Origin of the sequence: Pseudomonas azadiae (assembly GCF_019145355.1) — a bacterium.
Classification (GTDB): Bacteria; Pseudomonadota; Gammaproteobacteria; order Pseudomonadales; family Pseudomonadaceae; genus Aquipseudomonas; species Aquipseudomonas azadiae.
On the sequence record NZ_JAHSTY010000002.1, the window covers coordinates 1,714,801 to 1,727,049 of the forward strand.

Annotated in this window: 14 protein-coding genes and 1 tRNA gene; 11 read left to right on the forward strand and 4 right to left on the reverse strand. The window is 61.7% G+C overall.

The window, feature by feature from the left end; translation table 11 throughout:
* The first annotated feature begins 22 nt into the window (after positions 1-22).
* From KVG91_RS24150 to KVG91_RS24160, 3 genes are all read left to right on the forward strand, one after another.
* Entirely contained in the window at positions 23-1,072 is a 1,050-nt protein-coding gene (locus KVG91_RS24150) for a DNA topoisomerase IB (RefSeq protein ID WP_169378743.1), read from the forward strand.
* Between the two features lie 124 nt (positions 1,073-1,196).
* On the forward strand, positions 1,197-2,819 hold the full coding sequence (locus tag KVG91_RS24155; RefSeq protein WP_169378744.1) for an ABC-F family ATP-binding cassette domain-containing protein: 1,623 nt from the start codon (positions 1,197-1,199) through the stop codon (positions 2,817-2,819).
* Between the two features lie 69 nt (positions 2,820-2,888).
* Positions 2,889-3,593 (forward strand): YoaK family protein, encoded by a 705-nt coding sequence (locus tag KVG91_RS24160; protein WP_169378745.1) that lies wholly within the window; start codon positions 2,889-2,891, stop codon positions 3,591-3,593.
* A gap of 143 nt (positions 3,594-3,736) precedes the next feature.
* Here KVG91_RS24160 and KVG91_RS24165 read toward each other — a convergent pair whose 3' ends face one another.
* From KVG91_RS24165 to KVG91_RS24180, 4 genes are all read right to left on the reverse strand, one after another.
* A complete protein-coding gene (locus KVG91_RS24165; protein ID WP_169378746.1) occupies positions 3,737-4,090 on the reverse strand; it encodes a hypothetical protein in 354 nt (117 codons plus the stop codon).
* A gap of 172 nt (positions 4,091-4,262) precedes the next feature.
* Positions 4,263-4,574: an AzlD domain-containing protein gene (locus KVG91_RS24170; RefSeq protein WP_169378747.1), complete on the reverse strand. Its 312-nt coding sequence runs from the start codon at positions 4,572-4,574 to the stop codon at positions 4,263-4,265.
* Positions 4,571-5,266 carry an AzlC family ABC transporter permease gene (locus KVG91_RS24175; RefSeq protein WP_169378748.1) on the reverse strand — a complete coding sequence of 232 codons (696 nt, stop codon included), beginning with the start codon at positions 5,264-5,266 and terminating at the stop codon, positions 4,571-4,573. The genes KVG91_RS24170 and KVG91_RS24175 overlap by 4 nt, the downstream gene beginning before the upstream one ends.
* A gap of 71 nt (positions 5,267-5,337) precedes the next feature.
* Positions 5,338-5,553 carry a hypothetical protein gene (locus KVG91_RS24180; RefSeq protein ID WP_005788169.1) on the reverse strand — a complete coding sequence of 72 codons (216 nt, stop codon included), beginning with the start codon at positions 5,551-5,553 and terminating at the stop codon, positions 5,338-5,340.
* Between the two features lie 249 nt (positions 5,554-5,802).
* Between KVG91_RS24180 and KVG91_RS24185 the strand changes: the two genes are divergently transcribed.
* The 8 genes from KVG91_RS24185 (at position 5,803) to KVG91_RS24220 (ending at position 12,239) form a co-directional block, all read left to right on the forward strand.
* Positions 5,803-7,086 (forward strand): arsenic transporter, encoded by a 1,284-nt coding sequence (locus KVG91_RS24185; protein WP_169378749.1) that lies wholly within the window; start codon positions 5,803-5,805, stop codon positions 7,084-7,086.
* Between the two features lie 13 nt (positions 7,087-7,099).
* Entirely contained in the window at positions 7,100-7,573 is a 474-nt protein-coding gene (locus tag KVG91_RS24190) for an arsenate reductase ArsC (RefSeq protein ID WP_169378750.1), read from the forward strand.
* On the forward strand, positions 7,570-8,256 hold the full coding sequence (arsH, locus tag KVG91_RS24195) for an arsenical resistance protein ArsH (protein ID WP_169378751.1): 687 nt from the start codon (positions 7,570-7,572) through the stop codon (positions 8,254-8,256). Before KVG91_RS24190 ends, arsH begins: the two co-directional genes overlap by 4 nt.
* Positions 8,257-8,306: 50 nt before the next feature.
* A complete protein-coding gene (locus tag KVG91_RS24200) occupies positions 8,307-9,098 on the forward strand; it encodes a helix-turn-helix transcriptional regulator (RefSeq protein WP_169378752.1) in 792 nt (263 codons plus the stop codon).
* Positions 9,099-9,172: 74 nt separating this feature from the next.
* A complete protein-coding gene (locus KVG91_RS24205; RefSeq protein ID WP_169378753.1) occupies positions 9,173-9,784 on the forward strand; it encodes a LysE family transporter in 612 nt (203 codons plus the stop codon).
* Positions 9,785-10,233: 449 nt separating this feature from the next.
* The gene (locus KVG91_RS24210) at positions 10,234-10,761 is read left to right on the forward strand and encodes a DinB family protein (RefSeq protein ID WP_169378754.1); all 528 of its coding nucleotides are present in this window, start codon (positions 10,234-10,236) and stop codon (positions 10,759-10,761) included.
* Positions 10,762-10,977: 216 nt separating this feature from the next.
* Positions 10,978-11,064: transfer RNA gene (locus KVG91_RS24215), tRNA-Leu, on the forward strand.
* Positions 11,065-11,435: 371 nt separating this feature from the next.
* The gene (locus KVG91_RS24220) at positions 11,436-12,239 is read left to right on the forward strand and encodes a response regulator transcription factor (RefSeq protein WP_169378755.1); all 804 of its coding nucleotides are present in this window, start codon (positions 11,436-11,438) and stop codon (positions 12,237-12,239) included.
* Positions 12,240-12,249: the final 10 nt, after the last annotated feature.

A 12,249-nucleotide genomic window follows, 5' to 3' on the forward strand; every position in this document is an offset into this window, starting at 1 on the left:
GATTTGCCAAGGAACCCGCACCATGCCCGATTCTGCTTTACCTGCCGACCTGCCCCGCGACCTGCACTACGTTGACGACACCCAGCCCGGCATCCGCCGAAAAAAAGTGCGGGGCGCGTTCCAGTACTTCGGCCCCAAAGGCGAACGCATCACCGATGCCGACGAGATCAAGCGCCTCAACGCCCTGGCCGTGCCGCCCGCCTACACTGATGTGTGGATCTGCGCCGACCCGCGCGGCCATCTGCAAGCCACTGGCCGCGACGCACGCGGGCGCAAGCAATACCGCTATCACACACGCTGGCGCGAAGTGCGCGATACCGACAAATACTCACGGCTGCAGGCGTTCGGCAAGGCGCTGCCGAAACTGCGCAGACAGCTCGAAGCGCAAATTGCCGAACCGGGCTTCACTCGCGAAAAAGTGCTGGCCACGGTGGTGATGCTGCTGGATGCGACGCTGATCCGGGTCGGCAATACCCAGTATGCGCGGGACAACAAGTCCTACGGGCTGACCACCCTGCGCACCCGCCATGTGGACGTCAAAGGCAGCGAGATCCAGTTTCAGTTCCGCGGCAAGAGCGGCGTCGAGCATCAGGTCAGCGTCAAGGATCGGCGCCTGGCCACGGTGGTCAAGCGTTGCCTGGAATTGCCGGGGCAGAACCTGTTCCAGTATCTGGACGAGGACGGCGAGCGGCACACTGTCAGTTCCCACGACGTGAATGAATATCTGCATCGCCTCACCGGGGCGGACTTCACCGCCAAGGACTACCGCACCTGGGCCGGCACCGCGATGGCGCTGGCGGTGCTGCGCGAACTGCAGTGGCAGCCTGAGTCCGACGCAAAAAAACACGTGGTGGCCATGGTCAAGGACGTCGCCAAGCAACTGGGGAATACCCCGGCGGTGTGCCGCAAGTGCTACATCCATCCCGCCGTGCTCGAGCACTTCAGCCTCGGTGAGCTCTCCAGACTGCCCAAGCCGCGCCTACGCAAAGGGCTCAAGGCCGAAGAGGTTGCGTTGGCGATGTTTCTTGAACAGCTTGCGGCGCACTTGCCGGAAAAAGCCAGGACGGGTTAGGCTGCGCCTCCCTCCTGCCTCACGGGACGACCGCCGACGTGAACAACTAAGCCTTCCAGAATGTATCTGCAACGAGCCGCCTGGCGCGCTTGTTGGCCTGTCCGACATTTTTTTGGAGGTGCTGATGACTGACGTCAACCGGCTGCCCACACTTGTTTCCCTGCAACACCTGAGCTTCCAGTTCGCCAATGGCGAAACCTTGCTGGACGACGTGACCTTGTCCATCGATCACACCCCTACCGGCATCGTGGGGCGCAATGGCCGGGGTAAAAGTGTGCTGGCCAAATTGATCGCCGGGCTGCTGCTGCCCTCCTCCGGCACCTTGAGTCGCCCGGCCGAGGTGGCTTACGTGGCGCAGAACGTGGTGATCGTGCCGGGCGAAACCATCGCTGACATCACCGGTACCGCAGCGATACTCGCAGCCCTCAAGCGCATGACCCAAGGTGCCGCGCACGTCGACGACCTGGCATTGATCGACGACCGCTGGGACCTGGCCGAGCGCTGGCGCAGCGCCCTGGACGCTGCGGGTTTGTCGCAACTGTGCCCGGACGCCCCGGCCGACCAGCTCAGCGGCGGCCAACTGGCCCGCGTTGCGGTGATCGGTGCGCTACTCGCTGCGCCAGAGCTGCTGGTGCTCGACGAGCCTACCAACCACCTGGACAGCAACGGCCGTGCATGGCTATTGCGCGTACTCGGCGATTGGCGCGGCGGCCTGGTGGTCGTCAGTCATGACCGGCAACTGCTCAATACTCTGGGGCGCATCATTGAACTCTCCCCCCTCGGCGTTCAGGTGTTCGGCGGCAACTACGCGGCCTACCGCGCCCAGCGCGATGCGCAACAACAGGCCGCCGCCGCCGCGCTGGAGCATGCGCGCCTGGCGCGCAGCCGCGAACATAGGCGTCTGCAAAGCGAGCACGACAGCCTGCAACGTCATGCCGCCCGCTCACGTCAGCAGGCGCAAACCGCCAACGTCGACCGCTTCACCAAGGCACGCTGGAAAGGCGCCGCCACGCAAATCGTCAGCAGCGTGCGCAGCGCCCATGGGCAACGCAAACACACGCGGGACGCGCAAGTACGCCAGGCCTACGAACGGGTCGTGGATGAAACGCCAACCCTGCTGGCCGTGCCCGCCTGCGCGGTGCCCAATGGCCGACAGGTGTTATCGCTGGTCGATGCGCAGTTGCCATGGCTGCCGTCGACCCGCCTCAACCTTCATCTGGCCGGCCCGGTGCGTGTCGCTGTGCGCGGGCCGAACGGCTGCGGCAAGTCCACGCTGCTCAAGGTGCTTGCCGGCGATTGCGCCTTGGCCAGTGGGGAATGCAGCGTGCACGTGCCCAGCGCCCATATCGATCAGCACCTTGCGCTGCTGGACGCGCATCGCTCGGTTGTCGAGCAGCTCAACCTGCTCGACACGCCGCTGGCCGAAGCCCAATTGCGCACGCGCCTGGCCCTGCTGCAACTCGACGCCTTGCGCGTGACCCAGCCTGCGGGGCAACTCAGTGGCGGTGAACGCTTGAAAGCCGCCATGGCGATTGCCTTGTGGCGCGAAGTGCCGGCGCAACTGCTGTTGCTGGACGAGCCGACCAACCACTTGGATGTGGAATCGGTGGAGGCTTTCGAACAGGCGCTGCGAGGGTTTACCGGCGCGCTGATGGTGGTGTCCCATGACCCAGTGTTTGTGCGAGCGATCCGGCCAACCCATTTCCTGGACTGGCAGCCTGCGGGTTGGACCCTGACGTGTGCCTGAGGTCATTGCATGCGCGCTCAAAGCATCCTACGGTAGTGGCCGGATAATCTCACCGAGGAGCCCGGCCCTATGCTGCCTTCGCCCCGCAAGCCTCACGCCAACGCCGCACTGGCCCATCAACAACGCTGGCGTGGCCGGGTCGGGCTGATGCTGGTGGCCAGCCTGTCGGTGCTGGCGGGGATGACCGATGCCATCGGCTTCATGGCCAGCGGTGACTTTGTGTCGTTCATGAGCGGCAACACCACGCGTCTGGCGGTGGCAATCAGTGCGGGGGACTTGGGCCTGACCGGCCGGCTGCTGTTGCTGGTGGCCACCTTTGTCGCCGGCAATGCCTTGGGCGTGGTGGTCAGCCGACTGAGCCGTCGCCGTGCGCTGCCGTTGCTGTTGTGTATTGCCGCCTTGCTCTGCGCCGCCGCACTGCTGCCCCTCGCCGATACACTGCCTGCGCTGCTGGCGGCGATCATCGCGATGGGCATGCTCAACGCTGCCGTGGAAGAGGTCAACGGATTGCCGGTGGGACTGACTTACGTCACCGGCGCGCTTTCCCGGTTTGGTCGCGGGCTTGGGCGTTGGCTGCTCGGGGAGCGCCGCAGCGGCTGGCGCGTGCAATTGATCCCGTGGGCGGGCATGTTCGTGGGCGCGGTGATCGGCGCGCTGCTGGAGCAGCAGATGGGACTCAAGGCGCTGCTGATCAGCGGCGTACTGGCCGGACTATTGGGGTTGGTGTCGCTGAAGATACCAAGGCGCTGGCAGTTGGGTTACATGCCGCGCTGAAAAAAGAGGATGCTCGCCCGGCGTTCAGGCCTCGACGTCCATGTACTGGTAAAGAGCTATCATGCCGGGCGAGCGGGTGAATCATATGCCAATGCCTTGCGCCTGTCGTGCCAGGTATTTCCTAAATCGCCTTAGGCAACGGACTACAGGCAAGTCGCGAGTGCGGCCAAACGACGCTTGGCGGGCATCGTGTCCTCTGCCGCGTAATACTTGATGGTTGAACCGGCACCCGCGCTTTGCACGTCGACAAAGTAGTCACCCGCCGTGGTGTACACGGTAAAACCACCCGCCCCGATCGGCTCCTTGAAGCCACCGGCATCAACGCCGAACACGCTTTCGTCCTGCCAGCCGAACTGCACGCATTCGGCAACCACCAGGGTGGTCTTGTCCGAAGCCAGGGTTTTATAGGGCGCGCCCGCGCGCGCCTCCTTCATCTTCGAACCCGCGCAACCGGCCAACGCGGCCAGTACCAGTGCGCCTATTACCACCTTGTGCATGCCATTGCTCCGTTGGAAAAAACGCGACTGTATCATTGCCGTGGGCCGGTCTGACGACTGCATGAACTTTGTTTCACTGCCAGGGGGAAGATGCGTCGCTTAGAGTAACCACGCTCATTTTTGGAAACCTCCCTTCTGCCCGCTCCCCGGCGGGCTTTTTTTCGTCCGGGTTTCAGATCAGCCAGCGAAACAGGTAAAACAACCCCATGCTCAGCAGCACCGTGATCAACACATTGCGCGTCCAGAACATCAATGCCACTGCGCTGATCCCCGCCAGCAGGTAAGGGTTGGCCAGGCTCAGGTTTAGTTGATGGTCGTGCAGGAAAATGATCGGCCCGCAAATCGCCGTCAGCATGCCCGGTACCGCAAACCCGAGGAACTCGCGCGCGCCTCGGTTGAGGCGCACCGGCAGGCGCGGTTCGATGAACAGGTAACGGTTGAAAAATACCACCAGCCCCATGGCCACAATCATGATGTAGATCATCGCTGCCCTACTCCCAGGCGCTTGCAGGCATAGCCCGCGCTCATGCCCAGCACGCCGGACACCACCACCGCCGATTCCCAGTGCAGGAAACTCAACCACACCGAAAACAGCAACGACACCGCCACACAGACTACCGTGGGAATGTCACGCACCACCGGTGTGATCAGCGCGATAAACGTGGCGGCGATGGAGAATTCGAGGCCAAGCTGGTCAAGACCGGGAATGCTTTTGCCGAGCACGATGCCGGCCAGGGTGAACAGGTTCCAGATGATATAGAACGTCAGGCCGACGCCCAAGGCGTACCAGCGGTTGAAGGTCTGGCGATCGAAGTGGTTGACCAGCGCGAAGAATTCGTCGGTCAACAGAAAGCCCAGGCTCATGCGCCAGCGGGTTTTGAGGGGCGCGAGGACCGGGCGCAAGTGCATGCCATACAGCAAATGCTGGGAGGTCAGCAGCAACGTGGTCAATACGATGGAAATCAGGCTGGCACCGCTCTTGACCATTCCGATGGCGACCAGTTGCGCGGCACCGGCAAACACGATGGCGGACAAGCCCTGGGCTTGCAGAGGGGTGAATTGGGCATCGATGGCCATGGAACCGGCCAGCAGTCCCCACGGCGCACAGGCCAGGGACAAGGGAATGACGGCGATGGCGCCGCGCGCGAAGGCATATCGAGGTAAGGCAGTGGGCATGGAAACGGCTCATCGACAAACAGTCGCCAAGCATGCCAGCGTCACAATGGGCGTGTCTTGAACGATCTTGCTCAGGCGAGCCTTACCGACACCTGTTCCACCGAATCCCGTGCTTCGCGCAGCTCATAGGCGTCCTGGTTGAGGCGGTGGATGGTATTGAGCAGGCGCTGGCGCAGCACTTCATCGCCGAGTTTTTCGACGGCGCGCATCAGGTCGAATGCCGCGGTTTCGTTATTTTCCGCGACGGAATCCAGGGTCTTGCGCAGGTTGCGAGTGGCACGGGTCACACGGTTCTTCCTTCATCAGTAATGGGCGGGCACATTAGGACATTCATGTTTCATTTTAATTTCAACCACTTGTGGCGGATTTCGGTATCTTTGATCCATGTCAAATCGATACAAGGTTTGACTGAATGAAACGCAGCGATGCTATTGATCCACCCGGGCAAGAACTTTACGGACGCCAACCGATCCATGCTCTGCCTACCCTACTACTACGCGCCAGCAGCCCCTGCTGAGCCACCGGAGCGCTGATCGATGCTTGTCGCCATTGCCATTTTCATCTTCACCATCGTCCTGGTCATCTGGCAGCCCAAGGGCCTCGGCGTCGGCTGGAGCGCCACAATGGGCGCGATCCTGGCCCTGGCCTGCGGTGTGATCAGCCTGGCCGACATTCCGGTGGTGTGGCACATCATCTGGAATGCCACCGGCACCTTCGTCGCGCTGATCATCATCAGCCTGTTACTCGACGAGGCCGGTTTCTTTGCCTGGACCGCACTGCATGTGGCGCGCTGGGGACGTGGCCGCGGCCGGCGTCTGTTTGCTTATATGGTGCTGCTGGGCGCGCTGGTGTCGGCGCTGTTCGCCAACGACGGCGCCGCGCTGATCCTTACGCCGATCGTGATATCGATGCTGCTGGCCCTGCGCTTTTCTCCGGCGGCGACCCTGGCATTCGTCATGGGCGCCGGTTTTATCGCCGACACCGCCAGCCTGCCGCTGGTGGTGTCGAACCTGGTCAATATCGTCTCGGCGGACTATTTCAAGATTGGCTTCAACGAATATGCCGCGGTGATGGTGCCGGTCAACCTGGTCAGCGTCACGGCCACGCTGGCGGTGCTGTTGTGGTATTTCCGCCGCGATATCCCGCAGGCCTACGACCCGGCCGACCTTGATGACCCTGCCAGCGCGATTCACGACCGCGCCACCTTCCGCGCCGGTTGGTGGGTGCTGGGCATCCTGCTGGTCGGTTGCTTTGCCCTGGAACCGCTGGGCATCCCCATCAGCGCCATTTCCGCGGTGTGCGCGGTGTTGCTGTTGGTGATCGCCGCCAAAGGCCACATGATTTCCACGCGTAAAGTGCTGAAAGAAGCACCGTGGCAAATCGTGATCTTTTCCCTGGGCATGTACTTGGTGGTCTATGGCTTGCGCAACGCGGGCCTCACTACCTACCTGGCGACCTGGCTCGATACGTTCGCCACTTATGGCGTATGGGGCGCGGCCATGGGCACGGGCGTGCTGACGGCCCTGCTGTCGTCTGCGATGAACAACTTGCCGACCGTGTTGATTGGTGCGCTGTCGATCGAGTCCAGCCATGCCATGGGCGTGGTCAAGGACGCGATGATCTACGCCAACGTGATCGGCAGCGACCTGGGCCCGAAAATCACTCCGATCGGCAGCCTGGCGACGTTGCTGTGGCTGCACATTCTGGCGCGCAAGGGCATCACCATTACCTGGGGCTATTACTTCAAGGTCGGGATCGTGTTGACGCTGCCGGTGTTGTTGATCACGCTTGCCGCCCTCGCCTTGCGCCTGAGTCTTTGAAGGAGACGCCGCCATGAAAGTCCTGTTCATGTGTACCGCCAACAGCTGCCGCAGCATTTTGTCCGAAGCGGTGTTCAATCACCTGGCCCCACAGGGTTTCGAAGCCGTCAGCTCCGGCAGCTTTCCCAAGGGCCAGGTGCTGCCGCGCAGCCTCGCCACGCTGCAGGCGGCGGGCATCAGCACCGAAGGTTTGTACAGCAAAGGCAACGATGCGTTTGAAGGCAGCCCGCCGGACGTGGTGATTACCGTGTGCGATAAAGCTGCCGGTGAAGCCTGCCCGGTGTACTTCGGGCCGGCGCTGAAAGCGCATTGGGGGTTGGAAGACCCTTCGGATGTCCAGGGCGACGACGCGGCTGTGCAAGCGGCATTCGACGCTACGCTGGCCGTCATCGCAACCCGTTGCCGGGCATTCCTTGCGCTGCCCTTCGCCGACCTGGGCGCCACTGAGCTGAAGACGGAACTCGACCGTATTGCGGTGCTGTCATGACCTCCTTGCCCAACCTCAATATCACCCTTTCTGCGCCGCTGCATACCGGGCCGACGCATCCACCGCGCATCCTGCTGCTTTACGGATCGACCCGTGAACGCTCATTCAGCCGCCTGCTGGTAGAAGAAGCCGCGCGCCTGTTGCACCACTTCGGCGCCGATACGCGGATCTTCAACCCCAGCGGGCTACCGCTGCCCGACGACGCCCCCGGCGATCACCCGAAAGTCCAGGAACTTCTGGAACTGATGCAGTGGTCCGAGGGCCAGGTGTGGTGTTCGCCGGAGCGCCACGGATCGATGTCGGCGGTATTCAAGGCTCAGCTCGACTGGGTGCCGCTGGCCCTTGGCGCGGTCCGTCCGACCCAAGGTAAAACCCTGGCGGTGATGCAAGTGTCCGGCGGTTCCCAATCCTTCAACACCGTCAACCAACTGCGGGTACTGGGCCGTTGGATGCGCATGTTCACCATCCCCAATCAATCCTCGGTGCCGAAGGCGTTCATGGAGTTCGACGATCAGGACCGCATGAAACCGTCCGCCCTTTACGACCGCGTAGTCGATGTGATGGAGGAACTGGTGAAGTTCACCGTATTGCTGCGAGATCGTCCAGACTTGGTGGACCGCTACTCGGAGCGCAAGGAAAGCGCCGATGAACTCTCGCAACGTGTCAATCAACGGTCGATCTGAGCGCGCCTGCCAGCGTATGCTCGTGCTTGTCCCCTGACCGAGTTGAACCGATGAGCGCCGTGCAAAACGCCTGGCTGGGCCATTACGAAATCAGCAGTACCACCTGCGCCGGCCTGCAGTTTGCCCGCCACAGCCATGATGAATGCGTGATCGGCGTAAATCTGGTCGGCGAGGAAAAGATCTGGCTGGACCGCCGGGAGTTTTACGCAGGCCCAGGCTCAATCACCTTGTACAACCCCGGCCAGATTCAAGGCGGCGGTGCGGCAGACGGTGTGCCCTGGCACTTTGTGAGCCTGTACGCTACGGCGAACCAACTGGCGGCGGACCTTGGGCTGGCGCATCTGGAGTTTGATCGTTCGTTGTGCTTTGAGCCCGATCTTGCCCAACGGCTGGCGACGACGATCAAAGGAGCATCGAGCCCCGACACGCTGGTTCGCGACCTGAACGAGGAGACCTTGGTGCTGCTGTTGGGCGAGGTGGTGAACCTCAGCGGTGTGCGTCTGCCAGGCAGCGCCAAAGCCGGCAAAGCCCTCATCAACCATGCCCAGCAAATGCTCGCCGCACACCTGCACCAGTCGCTGACATTGGATCACCTTGGCGCCGAACTTGGATTTTCCAAGTTCCACCTTCTGCGCGCTTTCCAGAAAGAAACCGGGCTGACGCCCCGTGAGTGGGCCATGCAGTTGCGCACCCGGCGCGCCAAGGGCTTGCTGCGCCAGGGCGTGTCGCCCAGCCAGGCCGCGCATGACCTTGGCTTCAGCGACCAGAGTCACCTGAGCCGGCATTTTCGCGCCGCCTACGGCATCACCCCAGGCCACTATCAAAACGCAGTGAAACGCTGAACAGTGCAATCTGGTTCAAGACACCGCTGTTGTCGATCCTCACACTGCCCGCCCTCTCTTGAAGGAATGCGGGCATGCTGACGATCTTTTTTTACGCACTCTTATTCGGTTTTGTCTTTTGCCTCTCCCCCGGCGCCGTACTGGCAGAAACGCTGCGCCGTGGCCTGCTCCATGGCTTTGTCCCGGCACTCCTGGTGCAGGTTGGCTCACTGGTGGGCGATGCGGTGTGGGCGGTGATCGGCCTGACCGGGATCGCCCTGCTGATCCAGCATGACGCAGTGCGCGTGCCGTTGACGGTGATCTGTGCGTTGTACCTGGCCTGGCTGGGCATCCGCAGCCTGATCGATGCCTGGAAGCTACCGGCACCCGACGAGGCACCTGCCAGCAGCCGGAAAAATGCACTGGCGGTTGGCGCGGCGATCTCTCTGGCCAACCCGAAAAACATCGTCTACTGGGGCGCACTGGGCAGTGCGCTATCGGGCATCGTTGGCGCCACGCCCAGCCATGGGCAGACCCTGATGTTTTTCGCCGGGTTCATGCTGGCTTCGGTGTTGTCATGCTTTTTGATTGCGGCGCTGGTCAACCTGTTGCGCAAGAACGCCTCGGCGTTGTGGCAACGCATCAGTTATGGCGCTTGCGGGGTGGTATTGATCTACCTGGCGGTGCTGGCGGCAAAAGGGGTATGAGGTAAAAACCGGCAGCGGACCAGCGTTGCAGCTGCGATGGTGCTCACAGATGCAGCTCGATTCCACCTGACACAGGCGATCTCCTGTGGGAGCTCTCGAGCTTTAGCGAGGCAGCGATAGCGGTGGGTCAGGCAAGAAGATACCAGCAATGCCGCCGCCTTCGCAGCCTCGCTGGGGCTCGACAGCTCTCTTATCAAACTCAAAATAATCTAATGACTTTTCAAACGTTAAAATTTCATCCTGAAATCTTGAATCTTGCATAAGTAATTTCAGACAACTGCATTTTTGTGGCGAGCGGGCTTGCCCCGCGTTGGGGTGCGAAGCGCCCCCAATGAAGACGAATCCGGTGTATCAGGCCTACAACCATAGCCCGGCCTCGCCGGAACACCATGACCGCCGGGCGGCCACGGCCTATCATGACGCCTGCGCGAGGTGTAGAGAGAGCCCAAGTGAACCGGATTGAGCACGTAATATTGATGGCCCGCTATAACCAATGGATGAACCGCAAGCTCTACGAGGCGGCCGGCAAGCTGTCGGATGCAGAGTTGCAGTTGGACCGCCAGGCGTTTTTTGGCTCGATCCTCGGCACGCTCAACCATCTCGCCTTGGGGGACACCGTATGGCTCAAGCGTTTTGCCCGACACCCCGCAGGCTATGCGGTACTGGCGTCGTTGGACGCCATCGCCACGCCCGCCGATCTGGCGCAACCGGCATTTGTCGACATCCGTGAGCTGGCGCCCCGGCGTACCTGGCTGGACCAGCTCATCATCGACTGGGCCCACACGCTGCAGGAGCCTGAGCTGGACCATCGCCTGCACTACCACAACATGCGGGGGGCGCCCGCTGAGAAGCCCTTCTTCAGCCTGCTCGTGCATTTTTTCAATCACCAGACCCACCATCGGGGTCAGGCAACCACGCTGCTGACCCAGGCGGGGCTGGATGTGGGGACGACGGATTTGCTGGCGCTGATTGACTGAGCGGGATTCAGGCCAAGCCCCACGCCCCCCCGGCGCAAATGCTTCAAAACCCATACTTCCCCTCGCGGCAGGCTTCTTCGCATCGGTTGCAAGGCTCGTGTAGATCACTGATCTACCGAGCTTTTTCATGTGCCCCTCATGCAGTAAAGCCGCAAAGCCACCTTGCGCCGCAGCGCTTGGATCTATATATTCCCAACCCTGCTGCACCGCGCTGCCGCCCGAATGGCGAAACTGGTAGACGCATGGGACTTAAAATCCCCCGCTCGTAAGGGCGTCCCGGTTCGATTCCGGGTTCGGGCACCATCTCTTGTTCCACTGACGGCCTGTAAAGTCCGTGGAGCCCTTTAAACCCGCCTTTTGGCGGGTTTTCCGTTTATGGCATTCCTCCAAGATCTACTCGCAACAGCGAGTATCACGGACGGGGGCGGGCCATCGATCGCCCGTTGCAGATTTGCACGCTTCAGTTCTCTCTACATCTGCCGCTATTGCTATATCAATTTGTCACCGACCCGAGACATGTCATATCTTCGCAAAACTGTCTACAGTGCCGACCCATCGGCAAGACAACCCGGCACACAGACAACGCTTGACTGAATACCGGCTGCCGAGTCCCTTGGGCCCCACCGGTAATGTCGCGACTTAGACCCGGCGAAACACAATAAGAGAACTGGCGAATGAACGATGGACAGTACGAAAGGCGGGCAGCAGCGGCATCCGACGCGTTGCCGCATATCCTGCTGATCGACGATGTCCCTGAAGATATCCGTGCCACGCTCTTGCTGTTAAAGACCCAACCCTGGCGCCTTTCGGTGGCCAGCGATGCCCATCAGGGCTATCAACGGGCTCTCGCGCTGCGTCCGGACCTGATCGTGCTGGATGTTCACATGCCACACATGGACGGCTTCAGCCTGTGCAGGCTGTTGCGCGAGGCGCCGGCCACGCGGCATACGCCGATCCTGTTCCTGTCGTCGGCAAATACGTCATTGGAGCGCCTCGAAGGACTGGCCGTGGGCGCGGTGGACTACATCCCCAAATCCTATGCCCCGGAAGAAGTACTGGCACGCATCAAGATCCACCTGCAATTGACGTGGCGAGCGCCGCCGGCCCTTCAACACAGCCCGCCCGAGCCGGCGCCGCAAGGCGATGAAATCGTATTGAGAGCGGCGATGCGACTGATCGAACACCAGCTGGACGATGTGCCGTCCCTGCCCTGCCTTGCGCAAAAAGTCGGCACCCATGAGAAACGCCTCTCCGCCATTTTCCGTGAGCACTTGGGGCTGACCGTATTCGCCTACATTCGCGATGCCCGGCTGCGGCGTGGCCAGGCATTGCTCTGCGAAAGCGCCATGAGCGTGCAAGATGTCGCCGAATTGGTGGGCTTTCGCAATGCGTGCAACTTCGCCACCGCATTCCGCCAGCGAATCGGCATGACGCCCAGTCAGTTTCGCCAGCAATCCCTGGGCATCGAGCACGCCTGATGCGGCTTCT

Bases quoted from the DNA above. Each gene is read 5' to 3' on its own strand.
- KVG91_RS24190 (WP_169378750.1), top strand. From the start codon at position 7,100: ATGAAAGTCCTGTTCATGTGTACCGCCAACAGCTGCCGCAGCATTTTG.
- KVG91_RS24175 (WP_169378748.1), bottom strand. From the start codon at position 5,266: ATGCCCACTGCCTTACCTCGATATGCCTTCGCGCGCGGCGCCATCGCC.
- KVG91_RS24220 (WP_169378755.1), top strand. From the start codon at position 11,436: ATGAACGATGGACAGTACGAAAGGCGGGCAGCAGCGGCATCCGACGCG.
- KVG91_RS24170 (WP_169378747.1), bottom strand. From the start codon at position 4,574: ATGATCTACATCATGATTGTGGCCATGGGGCTGGTGGTATTTTTCAAC.
- KVG91_RS24160 (WP_169378745.1), top strand. From the start codon at position 2,889: ATGCTGCCTTCGCCCCGCAAGCCTCACGCCAACGCCGCACTGGCCCAT.
- KVG91_RS24165 (WP_169378746.1), bottom strand. From the start codon at position 4,090: ATGCACAAGGTGGTAATAGGCGCACTGGTACTGGCCGCGTTGGCCGGT.
- KVG91_RS24155 (WP_169378744.1), top strand. From the start codon at position 1,197: ATGACTGACGTCAACCGGCTGCCCACACTTGTTTCCCTGCAACACCTG.
- arsH (WP_169378751.1), top strand. From the start codon at position 7,570: ATGACCTCCTTGCCCAACCTCAATATCACCCTTTCTGCGCCGCTGCAT.
- KVG91_RS24205 (WP_169378753.1), top strand. From the start codon at position 9,173: ATGCTGACGATCTTTTTTTACGCACTCTTATTCGGTTTTGTCTTTTGC.
- KVG91_RS24200 (WP_169378752.1), top strand. From the start codon at position 8,307: ATGAGCGCCGTGCAAAACGCCTGGCTGGGCCATTACGAAATCAGCAGT.
- KVG91_RS24185 (WP_169378749.1), top strand. From the start codon at position 5,803: ATGCTTGTCGCCATTGCCATTTTCATCTTCACCATCGTCCTGGTCATC.
- KVG91_RS24150 (WP_169378743.1), top strand. From the start codon at position 23: ATGCCCGATTCTGCTTTACCTGCCGACCTGCCCCGCGACCTGCACTAC.